The sequence below is a fragment of the Streptococcus sp. SN3 genome (assembly GCF_030439905.1).
Window position 1 is genome coordinate 1 of record NZ_JAQFJF010000004.1, and the last position, 22,643, is coordinate 22,643.

23 protein-coding genes and 1 pseudogene are annotated in these 22,643 nt (G+C 40.8%); 5 read left to right on the forward strand and 19 right to left on the reverse strand.

The genetic code is table 11. The annotated features are described in order from the left end of the window. Positions 1-156: 156 nt before the first annotated feature. On the reverse strand, positions 157-723 hold the full coding sequence (locus tag PCY71_RS09235; RefSeq protein ID WP_125352946.1) for a TetR/AcrR family transcriptional regulator: 567 nt from the start codon (positions 721-723) through the stop codon (positions 157-159). 152 nt (positions 724-875) lie between these two features. Here PCY71_RS09235 and PCY71_RS09240 point away from each other — a divergent pair, with 152 nt between their 5' ends. Beyond that, complete coding sequence (locus PCY71_RS09240; RefSeq protein WP_125352948.1) at positions 876-1,829, forward strand: hypothetical protein; 954 nt, start codon at positions 876-878, stop codon at positions 1,827-1,829. Between the two features lie 123 nt (positions 1,830-1,952). Here the strand turns inward: PCY71_RS09240 and PCY71_RS09245 are convergent, their stop codons facing one another. The 13 genes and pseudogenes from PCY71_RS09245 to PCY71_RS09305 all read right to left on the reverse strand — a co-directional run bounded on the left by PCY71_RS09245 (position 1,953) and on the right by PCY71_RS09305 (position 13,852). Next, entirely contained in the window at positions 1,953-2,369 is a 417-nt protein-coding gene (locus PCY71_RS09245) for a DUF3021 domain-containing protein (protein WP_301412537.1), read from the reverse strand. 10 nt (positions 2,370-2,379) lie between these two features. Continuing rightward, positions 2,380-2,835: a LytTR family DNA-binding domain-containing protein gene (locus PCY71_RS09250; protein WP_125353245.1), complete on the reverse strand. Its 456-nt coding sequence runs from the start codon at positions 2,833-2,835 to the stop codon at positions 2,380-2,382. Positions 2,836-2,857: 22 nt separating this feature from the next. After that, positions 2,858-3,703, reverse strand: coding sequence for an ABC transporter permease (locus tag PCY71_RS09255; RefSeq protein WP_125353247.1), 846 nt, complete (start codon positions 3,701-3,703; stop codon positions 2,858-2,860). A gap of 1 nt (position 3,704) precedes the next feature. Continuing rightward, positions 3,705-4,571: an ABC transporter ATP-binding protein gene (locus tag PCY71_RS09260; RefSeq protein WP_125353249.1), complete on the reverse strand. Its 867-nt coding sequence runs from the start codon at positions 4,569-4,571 to the stop codon at positions 3,705-3,707. A gap of 150 nt (positions 4,572-4,721) precedes the next feature. Beyond that, positions 4,722-6,722, reverse strand: coding sequence for an ABC transporter permease (locus PCY71_RS09265; RefSeq protein ID WP_125353251.1), 2,001 nt, complete (start codon positions 6,720-6,722; stop codon positions 4,722-4,724). After that, the gene (locus PCY71_RS09270) at positions 6,703-7,482 is read right to left on the reverse strand and encodes an ABC transporter ATP-binding protein (protein ID WP_301412538.1); all 780 of its coding nucleotides are present in this window, start codon (positions 7,480-7,482) and stop codon (positions 6,703-6,705) included. The genes PCY71_RS09265 and PCY71_RS09270 overlap by 20 nt, the downstream gene beginning before the upstream one ends. A gap of 169 nt (positions 7,483-7,651) precedes the next feature. Then, positions 7,652-8,407 carry a TraX family protein gene (locus PCY71_RS09275; protein ID WP_301412539.1) on the reverse strand — a complete coding sequence of 252 codons (756 nt, stop codon included), beginning with the start codon at positions 8,405-8,407 and terminating at the stop codon, positions 7,652-7,654. A 107-nt stretch (positions 8,408-8,514) separates the two neighbouring features. Next, a complete protein-coding gene (locus tag PCY71_RS09280) occupies positions 8,515-9,615 on the reverse strand; it encodes an AAA family ATPase (protein ID WP_002905966.1) in 1,101 nt (366 codons plus the stop codon). A gap of 5 nt (positions 9,616-9,620) precedes the next feature. Then, positions 9,621-10,319 carry a hypothetical protein gene (locus PCY71_RS09285; protein ID WP_268690694.1) on the reverse strand — a complete coding sequence of 233 codons (699 nt, stop codon included), beginning with the start codon at positions 10,317-10,319 and terminating at the stop codon, positions 9,621-9,623. Positions 10,320-10,327: 8 nt separating this feature from the next. After that, on the reverse strand, positions 10,328-11,956 hold the full coding sequence (locus PCY71_RS09290; RefSeq protein WP_002905964.1) for a hypothetical protein: 1,629 nt from the start codon (positions 11,954-11,956) through the stop codon (positions 10,328-10,330). 147 nt (positions 11,957-12,103) lie between these two features. Further along, a pseudogene (locus PCY71_RS09295) lies at positions 12,104-12,190 on the reverse strand (NrdI protein); the annotation flags it as partial. A gap of 11 nt (positions 12,191-12,201) precedes the next feature. Further along, positions 12,202-13,182, reverse strand: coding sequence for a sensor histidine kinase (locus PCY71_RS09300; protein WP_301412540.1), 981 nt, complete (start codon positions 13,180-13,182; stop codon positions 12,202-12,204). Next, complete coding sequence (locus tag PCY71_RS09305) at positions 13,166-13,852, reverse strand: response regulator transcription factor (protein ID WP_023916543.1); 687 nt, start codon at positions 13,850-13,852, stop codon at positions 13,166-13,168. The genes PCY71_RS09300 and PCY71_RS09305 overlap by 17 nt, the downstream gene beginning before the upstream one ends. Before the next feature lie 149 nt (positions 13,853-14,001). On the opposite strand from PCY71_RS09305, the gene PCY71_RS09310 reads away from it, so the two are divergent. Together PCY71_RS09310 and PCY71_RS09315 are read left to right on the forward strand one after the other, a co-directional pair. Beyond that, complete coding sequence (locus PCY71_RS09310) at positions 14,002-15,216, forward strand: DUF2974 domain-containing protein (RefSeq protein WP_301412541.1); 1,215 nt, start codon at positions 14,002-14,004, stop codon at positions 15,214-15,216. Between the two features lie 157 nt (positions 15,217-15,373). Further along, entirely contained in the window at positions 15,374-16,570 is a 1,197-nt protein-coding gene (locus tag PCY71_RS09315; RefSeq protein WP_002909194.1) for a ferric reductase-like transmembrane domain-containing protein, read from the forward strand. Positions 16,571-16,679: 109 nt separating this feature from the next. On the opposite strand, the gene PCY71_RS09320 is transcribed toward PCY71_RS09315, so the two are convergent. Further along, positions 16,680-17,267: a DUF3592 domain-containing protein gene (locus PCY71_RS09320; protein ID WP_032912402.1), complete on the reverse strand. Its 588-nt coding sequence runs from the start codon at positions 17,265-17,267 to the stop codon at positions 16,680-16,682. Between the two features lie 69 nt (positions 17,268-17,336). On the opposite strand from PCY71_RS09320, the gene PCY71_RS09325 reads away from it, so the two are divergent. Then, positions 17,337-17,864, forward strand: coding sequence for a DUF2975 domain-containing protein (locus PCY71_RS09325; protein ID WP_002909185.1), 528 nt, complete (start codon positions 17,337-17,339; stop codon positions 17,862-17,864). Between the two features lie 12 nt (positions 17,865-17,876). After that, the gene (locus PCY71_RS09330) at positions 17,877-18,086 is read left to right on the forward strand and encodes a helix-turn-helix transcriptional regulator (protein ID WP_002905070.1); all 210 of its coding nucleotides are present in this window, start codon (positions 17,877-17,879) and stop codon (positions 18,084-18,086) included. Positions 18,087-18,140: 54 nt separating this feature from the next. Here PCY71_RS09330 and lacG read toward each other — a convergent pair whose 3' ends face one another. The 4 genes from lacG to PCY71_RS09350 form a co-directional block, all read right to left on the reverse strand. Continuing rightward, positions 18,141-19,547 (reverse strand): 6-phospho-beta-galactosidase, encoded by a 1,407-nt coding sequence (gene lacG / locus PCY71_RS09335; protein ID WP_002909184.1) that lies wholly within the window; start codon positions 19,545-19,547, stop codon positions 18,141-18,143. 98 nt (positions 19,548-19,645) lie between these two features. Continuing rightward, on the reverse strand, positions 19,646-21,352 hold the full coding sequence (locus tag PCY71_RS09340) for a lactose-specific PTS transporter subunit EIIC (RefSeq protein ID WP_002909183.1): 1,707 nt from the start codon (positions 21,350-21,352) through the stop codon (positions 19,646-19,648). Then, positions 21,352-21,669 (reverse strand): PTS lactose/cellobiose transporter subunit IIA, encoded by a 318-nt coding sequence (locus PCY71_RS09345; RefSeq protein ID WP_002894735.1) that lies wholly within the window; start codon positions 21,667-21,669, stop codon positions 21,352-21,354. The genes PCY71_RS09340 and PCY71_RS09345 overlap by 1 nt, the downstream gene beginning before the upstream one ends. Before the next feature lie 49 nt (positions 21,670-21,718). After that, on the reverse strand, positions 21,719-22,552 hold the full coding sequence (locus PCY71_RS09350) for a PRD domain-containing protein (RefSeq protein WP_048773079.1): 834 nt from the start codon (positions 22,550-22,552) through the stop codon (positions 21,719-21,721). Positions 22,553-22,643: the final 91 nt, after the last annotated feature.

Consider the following 22,643-nt stretch of genomic DNA (forward strand, 5'->3'; position numbering starts at 1 on the left):
AATATTCATTCATATCATGATAAAAAATAATATACTTTATCTAATTACGTTCCTTTCCATTTCCGAATCACAGGACATAAGACATCACCTCCTTTGTTTGTGAATGAATAATTTTGTAAATTCATTCACTGACGCTTCTAAGAAAAGGAATTTCCTCTATTTGGAAAAAATCCCCTTAACAAAATATTTCACTAAAGTCTCAAGACTATCGAAGTAGCCTGAAAATTCCTGCTCCGTGACATGCATGTCTATGTAGTAAATCAAGTCATAAACCTTCATGATCTCAGCTATTTTCTCTTTCGAAAAGCCCTCTTCCTGCAAGCGCTGGCTGAAGGTCTGAATCAGAAACTGATGAAAAGCGTTGGACGCTCGTCCAGAATCCTGATTATAGTAATCATGCAGAATCTGAGAAATGCCTGGTTTGTTCCACTCAGCCAGAATTTTATTGGGTGAAATCAATTCAAAAGTGACTGCAAAAAGCTGTTCAACGATTGCCTCGGGCTCGCCCTGCCAGTCTACGCGTTGCATGATTTCCTCACGTATACGGCTATTTTCAGCTACATAAACCTCCAAGAAGATAGCTTCCTTGGACTCATAATACTTGTAAAAGGATCCGACAGCCATCTGACTTCTCTTAGCAATATCAGAAATTCCAGCTGCCTTATAGCCTTTTTCCGCAAAGACTTCTCTAGCCGCAGCCAGGAGCTCATTTTTTTTATCCATTTCCATGCCTCTTTTATGAATGAATTATATTTTGTGTTCATTCATATTTTAACACAATCTTGCCACTTGTCAAGCATTTATGTTATACTATACAAAAAAAGATAGTTTGCTAATCAAATTATTTTTTTAGATTATATTTTGGAGGTTGAGCTATGCTCAAGGAAAGACGAAACCAGGGTACCATCGCCCTACTGGTAATTTCTCTTATTTTTCTAGTTGTTGCTGCAGTAATGGGCTTTATCCAATACCAAAAGGTCAACACCAAGACCGCCTATGACCGAAATAGCGAGTCGGGAGCAGATTCAGCAGTCTATGCTGAAGTGTCATATATTTTTCCAGAGGCCCTGATTGAAGTAGAAGATAATACTCAAGTTTGGCTGGTTGCCTATCAAGACGGATATGTTGGTCTGCAGGCTAAAAAAGGGGACAAGCAGATTGCCCAGCTCTTGGAAAAAGAGAAAAAGGGCGAGCTGGAAAAAAATCCTGTCCGAATCGTTGGCTCCTATGTTAATGCTAACTCCCCTAAAAAAAATCAGGGATATATCTCTAATTATGGCAGCCTCGTTCGCGGTCTCTTAGCAGACAATCCCGAAGTCATCACAGTAATGTCAAGCAGCTCCTATATCTCTATCACTGAATTTGAATCTGACAATCTTGCATTCATGTTCTACATTCTGTTTTTGATTGGACTCAGTGTTCTCTTTGTCGTTATAGGAATTATCGGCCGCAAGAAAAATATCGCTGCCTACGAAGAAATCTATGCAGCCTATCCAGAGGCCAAGAACAATCTCAATATCCTGCTTGAGCAAGCTTCTTTCCACGACGATGTGCTAAAAATTGCTGTCTATAAAGACCATCTCATTACCTACTATAGAGGTTTCAAGGCGATTGATCTCAAACAGGTCGTCCATCTCTACCACCACATTCTCACCATGCAGCGCGGCTTCGTTGCTTCAAACAGAAACTCAACCTTAGTTGCTATTCGGAACAATCAAAAGAAATACCAAATGCCTTTTAAGAATATTGGTAAAACAACAGACACTAAACTTCAGTCAACCTTTGACTACCTCTACAACCACTTCCCTCATATCCGATTGGGAGTGTAATATCACATAAGACTCAAGCTAGAAAATCTAGCTTGAGTTTTTTAGATACAAAAAGACAGGAGCAGGATACGATCCAGCTCCATTTATTTTTATGATATGCTTGTCAGAACGTTTTTCAGCAAGTTACTTGCCTTCTTTTTCCTTTCTGCGCTTGGCCAAGGCGCTGTTAATCTTCTTGGTCTTAAGATTTGTATCCAAGTAAAGAAAGAGCCATACAAAGAGGTAAATCAGAATAAAATCCAGCCAAAAATGCCAGTTAGCAATTAAAAATCCCCAGTTATTATAGACCATGAAACAGCATACTAAGACTGCGACAGCGGCGAAATGCAGTAAAATCGAGACTAAAAAAGAGAATCGGTCTTCAAGAGTTTTTAACATTGAACTGATAATCCCAATCAAGCCGCTCATCACCATGACACTGAAGATATTACTTGTTGTGGGCGGATTTTTTTGAATAGAGAGAGCAAGGACAATCAGATAGACTGCACTCCCTGTCTGGATGCCCATTAATATAGCATGTAGACATTTTTTAATACTCATCACTTACCTCCTAGATTCCCAGATATTCCATCAAGAGCTTGACATAACGACGGCTGACTTCGGTTTTGATTTGATTAGTCAGCTTGGCCGTCATATTGCCAGAAAAGCTGTCAGACAAAGACTCCAGATGGTCAATATTGATGACAGCATGCCGAGAAACCTGGATAAAGTTCGAGCTACTAATCCGCTGCTGAAAGCGAGTCAAGGTCTCTGTCGTCTGGTAAATGCCTTCTCTGCTGTAAATCATCAACGTTGTCTGGTTGATGTCTGCTAGGATAATATCTTCAGTCTTCAGCATGATAAGCTTATCGTCCGACTTGATAGGCAGGACGCCACTTGGCCCTGCCTTGTACTGCTCTAAATAATCTAAGATGGCCTTGGCTTCTGCCCCTAGCTGGTCTGCCTTGACCACAACCAGCGGTTCCTGAGATGAAATGGTTGGATCTGTTTCAAATTTTGCTTGCAAGAGGAAGCTCCCTATTCACATTCTATTGTAGTTTCAGCCGGCGGATGGCAATCATATTTTGCACTATCCAAATAAGCGCTATTGCAACTAAAACTATTCCAACTATATAGAAAGTTTCTGTCCTTGTCAAGAGCTCCTGCCATTCAATGCGAATTCCCATTGTTTTTTCAAAAGCTGCTTGAGGCTGGCTGTTATTGGCAAAAGTATCTGCTAGACTTTCCTTCATGAGAACCTGTCTGAATAGAGATGTCATGTAGTTAGAAGGCGTAATCTTCATTAGATTTTGCGCCATTTTCGGCAAGGTTCCAATGGGTATATAGGTTCCCACTAGAAAACCAGAAGTCGCTCCGACTACTGTCGCTAATTTACCTAGACTATCCACTGATTTGAAACATTGAACAATCAGAGCGTTTATCAGTGTAGCTAAGAGGCTGTTCAAAAGCATCAGAAGCATCAGGTAAAGAAGACTCCCCCATTCAAAAGAAATTTTATCCGCCAGCGTAAAATAGCTGAGCATAAAGGCAAACATAATGACCTGCATTACAAAGCCGATAATAACAGAGCTGACAAGATAACTAAGATGCAAGCCCCATGGTCCCAAGTCTGTGATAAAGAGGTCGTCTGTCACCTTCCGCTCCCGGTCTTCGACCTGCCGAGAGAAAGCTGCCAATGTGGTCGTTAATCCTGTAACTGCCAACACGCCGCCAATCAGCCACAAGTCCATCAGCTGGCTGGAATGAGCTTTGTAATTATTTTTCAAAAAAACGATATAAAGCACAAAGGGAATAATCGCTCCGAAGAGGGATAAAATTACCCCACTGCGGTTGCGGAAATAAAGTAAAAAATTACGTTTTATCAAAGCGAGCATATTAGCGTACCTCTCTTCCTGTCAGTGCCATAAAGGCATCGTCCATGGTTCCGGGTTGGAATTCAAATTGTTCGATATAGGGAGCTGCCTGAGCCAATAAGGTCAGTGCTTCTTGAGTCGTTTTAGGGTGAAGGATAAATTCCCCTTCCTTGACTTGCTCCCAAGCGCAGCCTCTGGGCAAACTTTTCTCTAAACCTACTGAGTCTTGACTCAAAATCCGTAAGACATTACGGGCGTAGTTTCCCTTAATCTGGTCTGCGGAGCCTTGGGCAATGACCTGACCATGATCTACGATATAAATCTTATCTGCGTCGTCAGCTTCATTGAGATAGTGGGTTGTCAAGACAATGGTCATCTGCTCTTCTTTCTGAATTTGCTTGAGCAAACTCCAAATACTCTCCCGAGTCTGAATGTCCAGGCCTGTTGTTGGCTCATCCAGGAAGAGCAGGTCGGGACTATTGAGCAGGGCTCGCGCAATGTCCACCCGACGCTTTTGTCCGCCAGACAGTGTCCCATAAGGCTGCTTGACAAAGGCTGATAAACCTAGCTGAGACACCAAGTGCTCAATTCTACCTGCCGGCATCTCCTTGTACTGCTTGGCTCTGATGGTCAGATTTTCCAAAACTGTCAGCCGGGCATCCAACACACTGTTTTGGAAAACCGCACCCAGTCTAGGCTTTTCAGCATAGCAAATCTGCCCGGATGTCGGCCGCAAGAGACCTATCAGCATCTGAATAGTTGTCGATTTTCCTGCACCATTAGGGCCTAGAATAGCTGTAAAACTGCCTCTCTCAATCTGAATATTCAGATCATTAACTGCCACCTTATCGCCATAAACCTTGCTAAGATTTTTCGTTTCTACTAACATGATCTTTTCTCCTTTTCTTTACTTCTGAGACTATGATAGCAAGTCTTTTTTGAAAAATCTCATCTTTTTGGACAAGCGGTAAAATGAGGGAGATGAGAGGTGAAAATCCAGACATCAAAAAATCCCCGACCATTCGGTCAGGGAAGTTTATTAGCGTGCGACAATCTTGCGGTAACTGCGTGAAGTCAGTAAGAAAACTAAAATATAGGTCAGGAGGAAGACTCCGCAAGTTGCAAGTGTTGTCTGAATCAAAAGAGGAAGATTGGTCACACCCAATAGGGCAACTATCAAGCGCAACATGTGAAAGACCGCTGCTACATGTAGAAAAGCAAAGATGAGAGGTAAGAAGAAGACAGTCAAGATTTGCTTTCGAATGGTACTTCTAGTCTGCTTTTCATCTAAACCAACTTTTTGCAAGATGATAAAGCCATCGCGATCTTCATATCCTTCAGAGATTTGCTTGTAGTAAATCACGAGAACAGCTCCTAGAAGGAAGATAACGGAGAGGAAGACACCGATGAAGAGTAAGGTTCCAGTAAGTTCTTGATAGCTCTTTTCTGCGCTGTAACGGTCACTAGCCATTGCGAAGCTACCATCTTGACCCTGTTCCTGATCCAAAGTGTCCCTCAACCCCAGCTGGACTTGCTCGACAAACTTTTTACTGCCCTTAGTCTCTGAAGCAACTCCAATGTAGTAGTAATGATCCACATCGAGATTAACCTCTTTGCTATCATTGACCACCATATAGAGACCCTGCTCCATGGTCACATCGTTTGGATTAGGAATTTCCCCATGCGTGAAATTCGACGATAAAAACTGCTTAATCTTCCAGTCCTTACCATTCACTCGGAGAGGATTGTCCTTATTTAAGGAAATATTTTTTCCATAGACAAGAGTTTCATCGTCTGCCATGTCTATCTTTTCCCCAGTCATTTTTTCATAATCCTGACGATTGATGACCGTAATCGTGCCAGCAGACTTAGTCAAGATACTTGTATCCGACTCCATCTCTCTTTGCATTGGAACTGTCACATCATTACCAGCCAGTTTCGTAATGAAGGCTGATTGGTAGAGATAGGTAGTATAGCTTGGCTTCTTCAGATCTGTGTCCTGAGCGACTTGCTGGACCTTGTCTAACAGAGCCTCCTTCTGATCGGTCGATTTCGGCAAGACCACGCTGACATTGTAATCCTTTGGATGCAAGGTTGTAATATAATCCTGACCCCCAACATAGATATTGATTGTACCAACCAGAGTCACTAAGAGCATGGTAGATAGAATGGAGATAGTTGCCAATCCTGCTGCATTTTTACGCATCCGCGAGATGAGATTGGAAACAGAAATGAAATTCTGCGTTTTGTAGTAGTAGCCTTTGCGCTTTTTGAGAAATTGCAATAGTGTAATTGAACCTGCATTAAAAAGCAGATAAGTTGCTAGGATAACCATGATCACAGCTATAAAGAAATTGCCGATAGCAGCGACAGGCTTGGTAACGGTCAAAGCCATATAATAAGCCACACCCATGAGCAGGAGCCCCAGCAAGGTTTGCAGAAAAAGGAAGCGTCCTTTCTTCTCGCCTGCTTTCTTTTCTTTCATTAGATTAAGAGAGCTATAGCGTAGAAGGCGCGTAGAGTTGAGCAACAAAATCACCGCAAAAGCGACACCTAGACTGATTAGAGTCATCCCGACGTTCTGCCATTGGAAGGTCGAGTCAAGAACTGCCGGCATTCCCATCAATTTCAAAAGGACTGCGTAAAGCATCTTGTCCAAAGCCAAGCCAGACAAGACTCCCAGACCGACTGTAGTCAGATAAAAGACACAGAGTTCAAAGAAGGTCATGACTAGCAGATGCTTTTTCTCCATGCCTAGCAGACTATAGACTCCCAACTCTCGGGATCGGTTTTTCATGACGAAGCTATTAGCATAGGTAATGAGGATAAGGACGGCAATCTGAATGACATGGATACCAAACTGCAAGGTCATGCGAGCAGCTGCACCGCCATAAGAGGCCTCCATATTGGGGCTATGAGCTAGTGAGACAAAACTATACAAAATCGCTGTTGCCAGTACCGTCGCCAGAGCAAATGGATAATACAAACTGCGATTTTTAACCAGATTGGACAAAGCCAGTTTACTCGTTAGTTTGAACATAATTGCCCACCTCACTTGCCATAACTGTCAGAGTGTCAGAAATCTCTTGGAACATCTGCCGCTCGGTCTTCTCACCTCGGAAGATTTGATTATAAAGGATCCCATCCTTGATAAAGAGCACCCGCTTAGCGCGGCTAGCAGCTGCCGTTGAGTGAGTTACCATGAGAATAGTTTGACCGCGGGCATTGATATCATCAAAGACATCTAGCAGGGCTGCTGAAGACTTGGAATCCAAGGCTCCCGTCGGCTCGTCCGCCAGCAGAATCTCAGGATCTGTGATGATAGCTCGAGCTACTGCAACCCGCTGCTTCTGGCCACCAGAAATCTCATAAGGAAACTTCTCTTGGAGTTTATTTATCCCCAGCTCATTGCAGGTGGTGACCAGCATTTGCATCATCTCGGTAATGGGACGACGCGAGAGAACCAGAGGCAGGAGAATATTATCCTTGACCGACAGGGTATCCAGCAGATTGAAATCCTGAAAGACAAAACCTAATTTCTCCCTACGGAAGCTGGAAGCCTGGCTGTTTTTAATGGTTGCTGTGTCAGTTCCGTTGAGAAAGACGCGGCCCTCAGTCGGCTTGTCCAGCATGGCCAGGATGTTGAGCAGGGTGGACTTACCGGAGCCCGACTCCCCCATGATGGCGACATATTCGCCCTTTTCTACCGTAAAGTGAATGTCCTTAAGTGCCTCTACTTGACTACCCTGAAAACGGGTTTTATAAATTTTTTTCACGTGCTGTACGTCTAATAATGTCATCTTGTTTCCTTTCTGTCTAGCAGGCACCTATCAAAGCCCCGCTTTTAACAATATTTATAAACTGCATCCTAATTGATAAGTCTATTTTATCTCAATACCAACCGCCCTGCCATAACCTAAGCTTACATTTTAAAGTGCAATCTTACACTTTTGTAAGATGAGATGAGCTTCATTTTACCCAAAAGGCAATCAAAGCAATTAGCCAAAGGTGGGCTGGATAGAAAATATAGAAGAAATATTTGCTCCACTTGCTGCTGGATCCTCGCTCACCATTGTAGAAGTGCAAGAGAGGAAGAACAGTGATAAAGAGCCAGTCTGAATTATAGAGCAGCATTGATAGCGTGTCCTGCAGAGTTGGATAAATTTGAATACTCATGGCAAAGAGAATTCCCGCCCAAACTACATAGGTCAAGTTTCTGAAAAAGACTTGATTTCTAAAAAGGTAGGTCAAGAGCATGAAAGGAAGCAGAGCCATGCCACCTTCGCTAAAGAGAAGCCCAGCCAGCAAGACTAATACTCCTGCTGCTATCCGCAAACCAGACTTCCTATCCTTAGCAGCTCCGCCATTTTCAGAAAAGCCAAAGAAAAGACTCAGCATGAGGACCCCGCAGGCCAAGGTCAGGAAGATGTTGTGAGTGAGGTAAATGCCCTTCTCCTGAAAGAGAAGCGTCAGGATACAGTTTCCTGTTTGCATCAGGGCTGCCCAAAAGAAGAGCCGCATATTGTAAGCCAGGCGGTTGCGAGTGTGGAGAAAGCCTTCCACTGCCATGAAGGCAAATGCGACTCCGACACAGCGGGTTAGGGCATGCAAGACGCCATCCCAGCCGTCCGGCACTAGCCCCGGTATCTGACTGATATGGTCAAAAACCATAAGAAATGCCATGAAGAGCTTCAACTGAAAAGCATTTATACCTTTTGATTTCATTTTTCTGTCTCCTTCTTATTTCTTGCCTCTATGATAATAAAAAAGAAAGGCCGGTACCATAACCTAACCTTTCATTTCAAACAAAAAACCTTACAAAATTGTAAGATTTAATTCTTTTGTTGAAAATCATCTAACTCTAGTAAGGAGAGTTCGTCTAAAGTAATTCCTTCTTTTCTACTTAAGCGAATAGATTGTTGCATGACTAAATTATCATATATATTCCTAACAAATCTTCCATTCGAAAAATTATCGTTTGACAAACCAAGTTCATCTGAAAAGAAAGATAATAAAACTCTCCTCAAGTCTTCGCTTATTTTATAATCATCTTTTAAACATAGAACATCTAAAATTTCCAATAATTCTAAAGCAGTATAGTCATTAAATTCTATAAATCGATTAAAGCGAGACTTTAACCCGGCGTTTAATTCAAAAAAAGTACACATCGGTTTTGTGTAACCTGCAACAATAACAACCAAATCTTCACGAAAGTCTTCCAAAGCTTTCGTGAGTTCGGTTAAACATTCACGCCCGTACGAATCACTATTTTCATTTTCAGTTATACTGTACGCTTCATCAATAAATAATACTCCACCTTTAGCTTGTTCAATTACTTTTTTTACTTTTAAAGCTGTCTGACCTTGATAACCAGCAATCAAATCTGTTCTCGAAGCCTCAATAAAATGACCTTTCGATAATAAACCTAATTGTTTGTACATTCTTCCTATGATTCTAGCAACAGTTGTCTTTCCTGTTCCCGGATTTCCTGTAAAGGCCATATGTAAAGTACGGAAAGGTATTTTTAAACCTTCTATTTTTCTTAAAGACTGAACCTTTTGATAAGCAACTAAATTATTAATTTCTTTCTTAACATTCTCTAATCCAATTAATTGATTTAACTCTTTTTGCAAATCTTCTAAAGAAATATTTTCATCTAGTTTTGGCTGTATTTTATTTTTGGAATCTCGTATATAAGAATATCCAACAAACTTCAACAAATCATCCGATACAATTTTTGCAAGCTTTCTAGTTTCTCTCCCTGTTGCTTCATTTTTATATATTTTAGAAATCTCTCTTAAAAAAATTGTCGCATTATTATCAGAGTAATTTGAGATAACCTTTTGCACTAGAGAAATAAGGGAACCGTGCGAGCCAGTAATTGCATCTAATTTTATAGTTAAATCCATCAATTCAGTTTGATAACTATTCATAGTGACTACCTCAATAAACTAAAAAATAATATAAATATTAAAGTAGCAATTGTAAATCCTAATAATATAAAGACAGTTGTCAACTTATTAGAAACATTTTGAAACTGTTGATGAGTATTTGTCAACTCTAATTGTAATTTAAAAATTTGATTATCTTTACTCACTTTATATTCATTATTTAAAATGACACTTTTTTCTAACTGCTTCACCTGAGTCTCCACTTGTTTAATTAAATTAATAGATTCATTTGTATTAATTTTAGAGTTAAAATCATTAATATCATCTTTGAATTTTTTCAAAACTTGAAGAGTAGACTCTTGTCTCTTAATACTATTATCCAGCCTTTTTTGCTCTATTTGAATATTCTGATTTGTTTTTTCTATTGCTTTTACAGTACTCAAAATAGCTTGAATATAATCTTTATCCAGGATCTCAAGTGCTTGATAAACTTGTCCAAACTCCTTAATTAAGTCTTGTTGTCTATCATAAAAATTAGCAAAATAATTTTGTATTTGTTCGATTAACTTATTAAACTCTGTCCCCGTCACACCATGCTCTGAAAATTCTAAATCGAAAATTTTTTCATGAGTACGAACTTTCTCGAACTTCAAATTTTCTGTATCTTGCTCAGCAAATTTCTTTAATTGTTCCTTAGCTACTTCAAAATCATGATTAGTGATTTGTAGACCCAATCTATTTTCCATAATAACTCCTAATTTGATAATTCATCTAATAATGCATCAATATCTGCAAATTCATCCTCCGATTTTTCAGCACAATCCGAGGTCAATTTAGTAAAGCTTTCTTCCATTTTGCTTACAGCAAATTGATGTCTTTCTTCTATCGTACTCAAAGCAGATAATTTATCAGATTGTGACATTAACATTCCTAAATCTGTCAAACGAGCCTGAAGAATTAATTTATCATTATTTCCATCAATTTTTTTATTATTTAACTCATTTATTTGTCTTAATATTATAGTTTGATCAATTAATTTTAACACAAAAGCTCCTGAAACACCTGCTACTGTTGCTCCCATAAAGGTTCCAATAATACTTGCCAGACTCCCCAACAACGGAATTTCTATAGCGAGTGTTGGAACAGCCCCAGCTATACTTGCTGCAATTGTATCACTTAAAACAATAGCACTAGTTGTTGTTACTCCAGCTATAATAATTTTTCCAAGCTCCAACATAATAGTATTTATGTTTTTAGTATTATTTTCAGGATTCCTAAGGTAGTCTATTACATCTTTCAAAGATGACCAACCTTGTTGGACAAACGTCCAGATTCTCATAAAAGTTCCTACAACTGGACCGATAATTGAAGTTGCTAATACTGCAATCATTGATTCCCCAACACTTATAATATGTTGAGATAGTTTAGAGACAAAGGAACTAATGGCTTCTTTGGCTTTTCCAATAAATGTATTGAAGTTCTTTTCTTTTTCACTAAACCAAATGATAAACTTCTTGATAATTTCTTTCAAAAACTCAGATAAAAGCTGGAAAATTGCTGCTTTTAATGCTTTACCAGTTACTTTAAAAGCTTCTTTGCGCCGTGATAATTTGCCAGATTTTATCGCTTTTTCTTTTGCTTCTTTTTTTCTATTCTTTAGTTCTTCTCTAGCTTCTACCTCATCTTTTTCTAATTGTTTTCTATCAATATTGAATCTTTCTTCAGGTCTTTGTCTATTTCTTTCAGAGTTTAAGAACTCTGTCATAGTCTTATCACCTTTTGACATATTTGCGGAAGCATCTAAATCATGCAAATTTTGAGAACTATTTGCAAAATCTTTAACTTCTTCTTTAGAAAAATATGTAGCAAGTTCAATATCATTCAACTGCTCTTTTATAGAAATTGTGTGATCTTTATGAATAGAAGCTGAACCCTTTTCTCTATTCTTATCAAAAAATTTACGAGCACTTTTCTTGAGAACTCTATCGCCTTTTTTATTAAAAGTAAAATTACTTTGCCATACATTATACCTTTCTTTATAATCTACATCCTGATTATGAGTTGCAAATTTAGCTTTCTCAAAATTTTTCGATGTTTGTATGTGCGCTGATTTTCTTAAATCTAATGTCTGACCTCGATTTTCCTTTATAAATTCCTCGCCCAATTGAACAGCTAGTTGATTTTGTACTTGTTCCCAAATGATATCTTGTATAGCTTCTTCAAGATAACGATTATTTTGTAAATTATCTCGTTCTATATCAATTGATGTCAAATCCCCTAATATTCTATCTAAATCACTCTCAAGTTCCTTTTCCAACTCTCTTAGATTATGATAAATTGCATTATTCTCTTGTAATCCTAAATCACTATTCTTATTAACCATTTTATCTCCTCTTATTTAAAGCAATGATTTTCTCCATTTCAACATGATTTCTCACAGTACTTACTATCTCTAAAACTAGATAAACTAGTGTTTATTATTCTCTAAATCTTATATAAAAATTCTTTTACTGCTTTCTTATCTTCATCATTTCCAGACTGACTGGCTAGGCAGTCCCAGACTTTTAGCAAATTTCTTGCCCAAACCAGTCAGACTATCATAAACCACTACTAGCAACTTTCTTCCTCCTACTCAAAGATCAATTTCTTCTCAGGAAAGGCGATGGAAACCGTCGTTCCCTGACCAACTTGAGAGTCTATAGAAATCTTGTGTCCCAACTGGTCAGCAATTTTCTTGGACAGATAAAGACCTAAGCCTGATGACTGCTGGGTCAGACGACCATTGTAGCCTGAGAAACCACGCTCAAAAACCCGCAGCAAATCAGCATTTTGAATGCCCAGACCCGTGTCCTTGATGTAGAGTCTGTCCTCATGAAAATAAATCTCTATGCTGCCTTCTTTGGTGTATTTAAGACTATTAGACAGGACCTGCTCCAAAATCACTAGAAACCACTTTTTATCAGTGACAATCGTGTGGTCTAGGTCATGAAGATTGAGACTGAGTCCTTGCTGAATAAAGAAAAGGGCATATTTCTTGACTACTTCTCTGACCAAATCAGCCAGATTTTCCTGCTTCAGCACTAGATCGTCGTGGAAGCTTTCCAGACGGAGGTACTGAAGCACCAGATGAACGTAGGATTCGATCTTGAAGAGCTCCTGCTCCAACTGAGACTTGGCTTCCTTATCCTTCAAGTCTCCAATCAAAAGTGAGCTGGCTGCAATAGGTGTCTTGACTTGATGAACCCAAAGAGTATAGTAGTCCAGCAAATCATTGTATTTTTCCTGCTCAACCAAGAGCTGATTCTTCTGTTCATACTCCAACTCTTCCACTCTTTCCTGCAAAAGCTTTTCTAGAGGAGTCTGCGCCTGAGCAGATGCCTGCAGCTTCTGGCTGCGATAAGCCTTATAGGACGTCCAAGCATCTGCTCCGATAAACAAGAAAGACAGAAAAGCCAGCAAGAGCGCAACGTATTCCAGCAGACTGCGGTAAGCATCGAAGACAAAGGCAAAGAGCAGAATAAAGCCTAGCAGCAAAATCAACAGAGCTAGAAAAAATCGCCGCGAATAAAGGTAAGACTTAAGAAAGAAAAATTTATCCTGTGTGTCCATTGATGAGACCGTATCCTATTCCTTTTTTGGTTTCGATGAAGTTTTTCAGTCCGTGCTCTTCAAGCTTCTTACGCAGGCGAGCCACATTGACCGATAGGGTATTGTCATCGATGAAAAAATCGCTGTTCCAGAGTTCCTTCATCAGATCATCACGCGCTACGATACCATCTGCGTGCTCAAAGAGGACCCGCAAAATCTGAAATTCGTTCTTGGTCAAGGTCACCACTTTGCCATCAAAGACCAGATCTGTCGACTTGAGATTAAGAATGACACCCTGGTGCTCCAAGAGACTCTGGTCGTTTCCAAACTCATAGGAACGGCGCAGCAAGCCCTGAACCTTAGCCAGAAAGACATTATTGTCAAAAGGCTTGGTCACATAGTCATCTGCCCCCATATTGATAGCCATGACAATGTCCATGGACTGATCACGGGAAGACAGAAACATGATGGGCACCGTTGAAATCTTACGGATTTCCTGACACCAGTGATAGCCGTTAAACAAGGGCAAGCCGATATCCATCAGCACCAGATGCGGCTCCTCTCGGACAAAGACAGTCAGCACATCCATAAAGTCCTCGACTGCCACTACCTGAAAGCCCCATTGTTCCAGCATTTTCTTAATCATCTGACGGATGACTGGATCATCTTCTACTAGTAAAATCTTGTGCATCTTTCCCTCCCGATTGCTTGCTAGTAACATTATACCAAAAAATGCGACTGCTTGTTTATCATCCTCAGTCTAAGGTAGGATTTTTCTGGAAAAAAGAAATTCTATCAGAAAAATATGCTATACTAACTAGTAGAAATTGGAGATAAAACATGAGCAATATTTTTACTTACCTTGAAGAAGTCCAGCATGACAGCATTTATGATAAACCTTTCAATGAACTGGATTTGCTAATTCTAACAGAGATGACCTACTTGCCTTTTGACCAACTAGTGCATGAAGACATGTCCCCCTACTGCGACTGCCGGTTGCTGGATTTGGCCGATCAAGTACCGCGTGACCTCTCCATGATGGTCAGCAAAAACCGACTAAAACTGCTGGATTTGGCCGCAGCCTCTACCCGCTTTAAAAATCTAAAACTGATGGGCTATGTCAATGACGTTGACCAAGATATCCAGAAGCAATTCGCTGCCTTGATTTTCAAAATCAAGCCCGATACCTATGTCCTGGTCTTTCGCGGAACGGACGACTCTATCGTCGGCTGGAAGGAAGACTTCCACATGACCTATATGGCTCAAATCCCTGCTCAGAAAATGGCCGCCCGCTACCTGCAGAGAGCCTTAGAAAACCTGCCCGGTAACTTTATCCTAACTGGCCATTCCAAAGGGGGAAACCTAGCTTCTTATGCAGCCAGTCAGATGGAAGCATCGCTTCAAGACCGTATTGAAGCCATCTACAGCTATGACTCTCCCGGTCTCAATCACTCTGTCACCGAAAGTAATGGCTATCAGGCCATGGTTGAAAGGATGAAACGCTACCTGCCTCAGAACTCCATCGTCGGCATGATGCTGGAAACACCTAAGGAAGCTAGGATTGTTAAAAGCAGTGCCATCGGCGGCTTTGCCCAGCACGATACCTTTTCGTGGAAAACCAAGGGAGACTCTTTCCTATTGCTGGATACACTAGATGCAGAGAGCCTGCAGATTGACAAAACGTTTAAAAATTGGGTAAGTACCGTTTCAGATGAAGAACTTAAAGACTTTTTCGACTTCTTTTTCGGACTGATTTTAGATGCTGGTATCCAGTCTGTCGACGAACTGTCCAATGTTGAAAACTTTAACAAAGTTCTCGATATCCTGAAAAATGCTCAATCTCTATCAGACCAAGAACGTGACATGCTGCTGCGCTTGTCCAAGCTTCTACTGAATATGCGTGTCCAAAGCTGGAAAGATGACATTAGCATACCTAATCTTTCTGAAATTGGCAAAGATATCCGAGAAAACCTATCACGCTGGAGCAAGCAGCTACCTTTCGGCCAGTCTGAGACTGATAAAGTGGAAGAGACTGCTACAGAAGTTCACGAGTAAAATCACAAATCTCTTCTATAGCTTGGCTAACGGAAGAATTGACCTATCCATACCAAAAACAAAACAGGCTCTTATCTTGACAGCTTGTTTTTTCTTTGTTAAAATGTAACAAAAACATTTACAACTAAGTAGTGATAAAAACAGAAAGGATACCATCATGAAATCTATCAAAGGAATCGCCCTTATCGCCGTCAGCATAATCCTGACTATCTATGCTTGGGCTTCAGCTGGGATGACCAACTTTATCGTACCTGGTCTAGCCTTGACTACCCTCTCGCTAACTTTTTTACTTGCGACTCGGAACTCCCTATTGGAAAAATGGTTCCATGGCATCGAAAAGATGTACGCCTATCATAAGTTTACAGCTATCTTTTCCGTCGTCCTGCTTGCTCTCCACAATGTTGCCATGGGTGGCAGTCTCTGGGGCTCTCATCTAGCAGCCCAGCTTGGAAATGTCGGCATCTATCTCTTTGTCAGTATTGTTCTGGTGGCCTATCTTGGCAAGCACATCAAGTATGAGGCTTGGCGCTGGATTCACCGCTTTGTCTATCTGGCCTATATCTTTGGTCTCTTCCACGCCTATATGCTGATGGGCGGTCGACTCCTGACACCGACCTTGCTAGGCTTCGTAGTCGGATTCTACGCTATCATCGGTTTAGCTTCTGGCTTTTATATCATCTTCCTCTATCAAAGTTTGGCCTTTCGCCATCTGGGAAAAATCATTCAGGTCAAACGCCTGAACCACGATACCGTGGAGTTGAAGATCCAGCTTAGTCAAAAGCTAGACTACCAGTATGGGCAGTTTGCCTTTGTCAAGATTTTCCAAGAGGGATTTGAAAAAGCGCCACATCCTTTCTCTATCTCTGGCGGTCATGACAACATTGTTTACTTTACTATCAAGAACTCTGGTGACCATACTAAAAAACTTTATGACAAGATCCAAGAGGGAACCAAGGTCACCATTGACCGAGCTTATGGCCACATGATACTTGACCAAGGGCAGGAAAAGCAGATTTGGATTGCTGGTGGGATTGGCATTACGCCCTTCATCTCCTATATCCGAGAAAATCCTAATCTGAATCGTCCAGTCAGCTTCTACTATGCTTATACCGGAGCAGAAAACGCTGTTTACCTAGACCTACTCAAAGACTACGCAGCCAAGAATCCGCAGTTTGACCTTCATTTGGTCGATAGCAAGGTCTCCGGCTATTTGGACTTCAAGAATTATCCTCTGGACGACAAAACTACGGTCTTCATGTGCGGACCTGTCAAGATGATGGATAAACTAGCCAACGAATTTAAAAAGACCAATCCTAAAGCAGATCTGGTCTATGAAGGCTTTAAATTTAAATAAAGAAGGCAAAAAGAGGAGTTCAATCCTCTTTTTTACTCTATTTGAATTTAACTAATTTTGAAAAAGATAAAATTTCTATCACTCAATATCCAAAAATAGACTTTTCAAACTACAAAAATATACGGAAAAGATTAATTCCAATCAGAATGAGAAAGAAAATAGAAAATCCGATAAACAAATATTTAAAATACTTTTCATTGCTGATGTAGCGCTCAACATATGCCTCTTCTGGATTCTTAGGATTATAATAGACCGTCATACCTGAGCCGACGGGAAATATTTTTTTCAAGTCTAGACTCCTATCCGAGCCGTAAACATAGTCACTTGAAAAGACATCTTTTTGGATTTTTCCTGAAGATGCAGGGATAAACTGTTTATACTTAAGACTTTTTCGATATTGTTTGCCGCGAACGGTATACTCTACAATAGGCAAGGCTACCTGAGGTGGCTTACCATGGCGACTATAGATAGTACTGTTATATCCTACTACTTTGCCTGATACTAAAGATGTAGATTTACTTCTAAGAGTAGCCCAAGCACCACAATCATAAACATAGGATTCATTACTATCTCCTTCGTTACTTTGATATTCAATACATATTGTATCAAAATTGTCATCGATACCAAATCCTCTATAAGATATCCTTTTGGTCTCAAAAAAATTATCGTTTTTCGATATATTTTTCTTGAAACACAATAAAAAATAGATTATAATAAAAGGAAAAGAAAATCTACTGCCGGCTGATTTTCGATAGAGGTAAGCATCATGAAAAAGATTGAATTAAAAAATAATTTTTTGCTCAAAGATATCGTTACTCTTCTGAATCTTATCATAGTGGGTTATGCTGCTATTTTGGTGTTTCTTACTATCCTAAGTGTGATTTCTTACACCGGTCTTTCCGACAGGTTGGGAATAAAGCTCAATGTTCAATTTCTGCCCTCAGTTGATTTTTCAAATTTGTGGAGTATTCTAACCTTTGTTATAAATCTTCTCACAGCTTCTTTGACTATTTATCTCATCTATCTTGCTCGTAATTTCATCAAAAATTTGATTGGTGGAAAGATTTTTGATTCATCAAACACGCAACTAGCTGATAGGGCATGGAAAGTCTTTCTGGCTCTGACCTTTCTTTCCGTTAAGGTTGCTGCATCAGGCAATCCCATCGCCCTCCCCTTCTCTTTTAACGCCAGTATGAGCTTTACACCTCTCTTGGGTGCTCTGATTATTTGGCTGATGATGAAAATTCTGGAAAAAGGGATTGATATAGCTGAAGAAAATGAATTTACTATCTAGGAGGCTGCTATCATGATTATCGTTAATCTTGATGTTCAGCTGGCCAAGAAAAAGATGAAACTGGGAGAACTAGCCGATATCATCGGCATCACAAACGCCAACCTTTCCATCCTCAAAACAGGCAAGGCTAAGGCTATCCGCTTTAGCACCCTCAATGCTATCTGTAAAGCCCTTGATTGCCAGCCCGGAGACATCCTAGAATTTACAGATGATGAAGAATAAAAAAACTCCCGTCCTAGCCGATTTTATTTAGCTAAGAATGGGAGTTTTGCTTTTCTATTCAATCATTTGTGTTTCAGCTAGTTTCTTATACCAGCGAGCGGATTTCTTCGGATAGCGTTCCTGCGTTTCGAAGTCTACGTAGAATAAGCCGTAGCGTTTTTCATAACCGTTAGACCAAGAAAAGACATCCATCAGAGACCAGATAAAGTAGCCCTTGACATTAGCCCCATCCACAATCGCATCAGATAAAACTTCCAAATGCTGCTTGACGTAGTCAATACGAGCATCGTCGTAAACCGTATTGTCCACAAATTCATCCTTATAACCCAGACCATTTTCTGTGATATAGATCTTCTTGTAGTTGGAATAATCTTTCTTAATCCGCATGATTTGGTCATAGAGACCTTGCGGATAGATAATCCAATCCCAATCAGTTTTTGGTATATGGGTTGGAGATTCTCTGCGCCCTACACCCTTAATCTGGTACTTGGAGCTTCCCTTTTCGCCTTTTCCGTTATGGATAATTTCTGTTTCACCGTCAAAGTCGCGCATCCAGTCACTCATATAGTAGTTGATGCCAAGGAAGTCATTGAGGTCTTTAGCCGCTTCTAGAGCCGCGAAGTCTTCATCTCGCAGATCCAGCTGGCCACCATTGACCTTAAGGATATGATTCACTCCTGCCAGAGTTACATCTGAATAGTGTCCCAGATAAGTCGCATCTAAGATGAACTTGTTATGAATAATATCTTCCAACTCTGCCGCTCTGACATCTGCTGGATTTTCTGGATCATAAGGATATTTTGTCGGAAGTGCATGAACGACACCGATTTCACCCTTGTATCCCTTGTCCTTATAGAGCTTAACAGCACGAGCATGGGAGACCATCATGTTGTGATGGGATTGGAAAACCTTGGCCAAGTCATACTGGATACCCGGAGGGAATTTTCCAACTAAGTACTGGCCATCGCCAATAGGGCCAATTTCATTGAAAGTCGTCCAATAGCGAACTTCTGGAAATTCTTCAAAACAGAAAGCCGCATAGTCTACAAAGTGCTCAATATTTTCCCGATTGAGGAAATCGCCATTTGAATGAAGAGCCTCTGGTGTATCAAAGTGGTGAAGGGTCACAAAAGGTTCTACATGACGCTTGTGACATTCTGCGAAAAGATTATGGTAAAATTCCACACCTTTTGGATTGACCTCGCCAAAGCCTGTCGGGAAAATCCGTGACCAAGCAATGGAAATTCGAATACCATTGACGCCATACTCCTCAGCCAATTTCAGATCCACTGGGTATTTATGGTAAAAGTCACTGGCAGGTTCTGCCGTGTACCAGTAGTTATCCTCTAGGTACTTATCCCAGGCAACAGGTCCTTTTCCATCTGTGTGGGTTGCTCCCTCAGCTTGATAGGCTGCTGTTGCACCACCGAAAATAAAATCTTTAGGTAAGCTTTTTGTCATCTTATTTTCCTTTCAATAGCCTTTGAGGTGAAACAAGTAAGTAAATAGGTGAATAACAGGGGAATTGAACTTTGCTTCACCTCAAATGAACTAACAAATTAGTTGTTGAATTGCTCCTGAACGAAGGCCAGTGCTCCTTTACCATCACGGGTTAGTTTGATGTATTGGGCACCTTCAGTCTTAGCCAGCTTGATACCCAATTTATCAGTTTCGGCCTTCATATCTTCAAAGTTGGAGGCAACTTGAGGAGCCAGGATAACTAGGTCAAACTCAGGCAGCATTTCACGGTGAGCACCGTATCCACCCGCTGCTGCTTTGACAGGAACATTGTATTCAGCTGCTGCTTTATTCAAAGCGTTGGCCAGCAATCCGCTAGTACCACCACCTGCACAGAGCACCAGAACATTGGTTTCTTCGCTAATATTGTTTTGCGCCGGAGCTTCTTCATCCACTCCTGCTTTTTCAAGGATAGCATCCGCTTTAGCAGTGTTAAAGTTAGCTGCTACTTTTTCTTTAAGAGCATCGTTAGCTTTGCCAGAACGTTCTTCTTCTAGGATTTGTTCATCATAAACCTTGACAAATGGATAGTAAATAATCACATCTACTACGACAAGAAGGGCTGCAAGAACAAAGGACAGAAGCTGGAAGTTGGTACCCAGCACAATTCCCAGAGGTCCAGGTGTCACCCAAGGAAGGTTGGCTGAGAAGGAGTTCATGTTCAAAGTATCAATAAAGAATTTGAAAATCCATACGTTTGCGATAGGTGCAAAGATAAATGGAATGAAGAAAATAGGATTCAGTACGATTGGTGCTCCAAAGAGAATAGGCTCATTGACACCAAAGAAAGTTGGGACAACAGATGCTCGACCAATTGCACGGTTACGCTCGGACTTACAGATCCACATGAAGAGGAATGGAACAATCAAGGTAGCACCAGTACCACCCATGGTAACGATGAACATTTGAGTACCAGAAGTGATGACCTTATCCGCATGCTGACCAGCTTGAACCAGAGCCAAGTTAGCATCGATATTGGCATAAGTAATGGCAGCAATGGCAGGCTCAACGATAGATGGACCATGAATTCCTACGAACCAGAAGAAAGCATAAGCACCAAAGATAAGAGTGATTCCTAGATAGCCATCAGCTGCTGAGAAAAGCGGAGCAAGAAGCGTTCCGATGGATTCTGCAACGGTTACTCCTAGACTTGCTTTAACAAGCAGTTCCAAACCGTAGAGCAGAACAACTGATACAGTAAATGGAATCAAGTCTTTAAATACTTGCGAAATATTTGGTGGAACTTCTTCTGGCATGCGAATGGTGACATTATTTTTCACACAAACCTTGTAGACATTAACCGTAACAAAGGCTGCGATGAAAGCTGTCAAAAGACCTTTCGTTCCCATGAAGGCAGTTAGGAAGCCACCTTCCTTGGCAGGTTCAGCCGCCATGAGAAGGAAGCCGACCATAGAAGCCAGCATAGTAGACAAGAAATTAATCTGGTTTGTCGCAGGCAGGTCGCGGTTGACAGAATCTGTCAGCGCCTTTGCAGTGGTCCCACCCACAAAGAAAGCCAGAATCCCCATCGAATAGCTATAAGGAGTCATTAGGAAAGTTTCAATGTCCTTAGACCAATGGAAGCCCCAAGCATTTGGCACATAGGCAATCAAGATAAAGATAGATGAGAAGAGGATGACTGGCATGCCAGCGATAAAGCCATCCCGAATAGCACGGAGATAGATATTCCGAGAAATCTTCTCAAAGAAAGGCTTCCCTTTCTCAATAAGTCCGATGAGTTTGTTCATTATTTTACTCCTCTTTTGTATAGTTCAATCAAATGGTGCATCATGTCTTTGAGCAAGATGGTAGTCATTAAGTGATCCTGGCCGTGCATCATGGTCACACTGTAAGCTAAGTCCTCACCAGCCGCTTCTTTTGTCAAGAGACTGGTCTGAGCGTGGTGAGCCTCAGCGATGCAGCCATTTGCTTCTTCTACCAAGGCATCTGCCTTAGCAAAATCCCCAGCCTCTGCGGCTTTCAAAGCTTCCAGAAGTTTGGAGCGAGCGTCACCAGCGTAGGCTACAATTTCAAAACCGAGCAATGTTACTTCTTCTCTATTCATGAGAGTTCCTCCTTGTATTCTTATGTAAAATGTTATTATTGTTTTCTATTTATAAAAGACGTTGAATATGCAACACCAGGTAGACCCGTTCGCTGCGGTAGAGATCAATTCCCGTCTTCTGGGCAATGATTTGGTAAATATCGCTTCCGACCTGATAGGCTTGAGGGTAGGTCATCTGAATCTGACTCTCCATTTCCAACAGGGAAACATTGTCATCACGGCTTCTGTCCAGATAGTCCAAAAGATAGTTCAGGTGAATCATAAAACGGTCATAAAAGTTGCTGTTTTCTGCACTTCTTTTAATGCCATTTTTCTTCATCTCTGCCTCAACAGCAGCCAGAATATCTTTTCGCCTGCCCAAATGGCTTTGTCCCTCAGAATTGGTCTCCCCTTCAGCATTGATAAAGTGATAGGCAATACGATTGACCTCGTCGCTAGGGAAATGATCCAACAACCGCTCGCGGTATATGGCTACCGCTTCCTGAGCAATCTGATAAGGAACAGGGTATTTGTCAGAAGCATCCGGCAGGTCACTCTCCTTGTACCGCCCCTGCTGCACAGCCTGATAAGAACAGTAGATGTGATCCGTCAGCGTGACATAGATATACTCCTGGACAGGGTAATCATACTTCTTAGAAAGGGTGTCAATCACATCATAAGTCACTGTGATAAAGTCTAGTGGAACATCTTTGAGCAAGGCCACAAAGTTTTCTTTAGACTCTTCCGTTCTTAGGCGAAAGATTTTCTCAATCTTACTTTCCAGAACGATGTCACCCTTCTTTTTATTAAAAGCTATGCCACTGCCAATCAGAACAACCTCTTCACCATTTTCATGTTTGGCTAGAGCAACATTGTTGTTCATAGGATGTATGATTCGATACATATCTCCTCCTTTTCATTTTCTAGGGTTCTGGCAAAACAAAAAGACCACAAACAAACCGAGGCTACTATCTTCCCTCAATTTATTTGCGGTC

Excerpts from the sequence above, each read along its gene's own strand:
- PCY71_RS09290 (WP_002905964.1), bottom strand. The coding sequence starts at position 11,956 with ATGGTTAATAAGAATAGTGATTTAGGATTACAAGAGAATAATGCAATT.
- PCY71_RS09280 (WP_002905966.1), bottom strand. The coding sequence starts at position 9,615 with ATGAATAGTTATCAAACTGAATTGATGGATTTAACTATAAAATTAGAT.
- PCY71_RS09350 (WP_048773079.1), bottom strand. The coding sequence starts at position 22,552 with ATGTATCGAATCATACATCCTATGAACAACAATGTTGCTCTAGCCAAA.
- PCY71_RS09345 (WP_002894735.1), bottom strand. The coding sequence starts at position 21,669 with ATGAATAGAGAAGAAGTAACATTGCTCGGTTTTGAAATTGTAGCCTAC.
- PCY71_RS09275 (WP_301412539.1), bottom strand. The coding sequence starts at position 8,407 with ATGAAATCAAAAGGTATAAATGCTTTTCAGTTGAAGCTCTTCATGGCA.
- PCY71_RS09305 (WP_023916543.1), bottom strand. The coding sequence starts at position 13,852 with ATGCACAAGATTTTACTAGTAGAAGATGATCCAGTCATCCGTCAGATG.
- PCY71_RS09240 (WP_125352948.1), top strand. The coding sequence starts at position 876 with ATGCTCAAGGAAAGACGAAACCAGGGTACCATCGCCCTACTGGTAATT.
- PCY71_RS09325 (WP_002909185.1), top strand. The coding sequence starts at position 17,337 with ATGAAAAAGATTGAATTAAAAAATAATTTTTTGCTCAAAGATATCGTT.
- PCY71_RS09340 (WP_002909183.1), bottom strand. The coding sequence starts at position 21,352 with ATGAACAAACTCATCGGACTTATTGAGAAAGGGAAGCCTTTCTTTGAG.
- PCY71_RS09330 (WP_002905070.1), top strand. The coding sequence starts at position 17,877 with ATGATTATCGTTAATCTTGATGTTCAGCTGGCCAAGAAAAAGATGAAA.
- PCY71_RS09235 (WP_125352946.1), bottom strand. The coding sequence starts at position 723 with ATGGATAAAAAAAATGAGCTCCTGGCTGCGGCTAGAGAAGTCTTTGCG.
- PCY71_RS09260 (WP_125353249.1), bottom strand. The coding sequence starts at position 4,571 with ATGTTAGTAGAAACGAAAAATCTTAGCAAGGTTTATGGCGATAAGGTG.
- PCY71_RS09245 (WP_301412537.1), bottom strand. The coding sequence starts at position 2,369 with ATGAGTATTAAAAAATGTCTACATGCTATATTAATGGGCATCCAGACA.
- PCY71_RS09310 (WP_301412541.1), top strand. The coding sequence starts at position 14,002 with ATGAGCAATATTTTTACTTACCTTGAAGAAGTCCAGCATGACAGCATT.
- PCY71_RS09270 (WP_301412538.1), bottom strand. The coding sequence starts at position 7,482 with ATGACATTATTAGACGTACAGCACGTGAAAAAAATTTATAAAACCCGT.
- PCY71_RS09300 (WP_301412540.1), bottom strand. The coding sequence starts at position 13,182 with ATGGACACACAGGATAAATTTTTCTTTCTTAAGTCTTACCTTTATTCG.
- PCY71_RS09285 (WP_268690694.1), bottom strand. The coding sequence starts at position 10,319 with ATGGAAAATAGATTGGGTCTACAAATCACTAATCATGATTTTGAAGTA.
- PCY71_RS09265 (WP_125353251.1), bottom strand. The coding sequence starts at position 6,722 with ATGTTCAAACTAACGAGTAAACTGGCTTTGTCCAATCTGGTTAAAAAT.
- lacG (WP_002909184.1), bottom strand. The coding sequence starts at position 19,547 with ATGACAAAAAGCTTACCTAAAGATTTTATTTTCGGTGGTGCAACAGCA.
- PCY71_RS09315 (WP_002909194.1), top strand. The coding sequence starts at position 15,374 with ATGAAATCTATCAAAGGAATCGCCCTTATCGCCGTCAGCATAATCCTG.
- PCY71_RS09255 (WP_125353247.1), bottom strand. The coding sequence starts at position 3,703 with ATGCTCGCTTTGATAAAACGTAATTTTTTACTTTATTTCCGCAACCGC.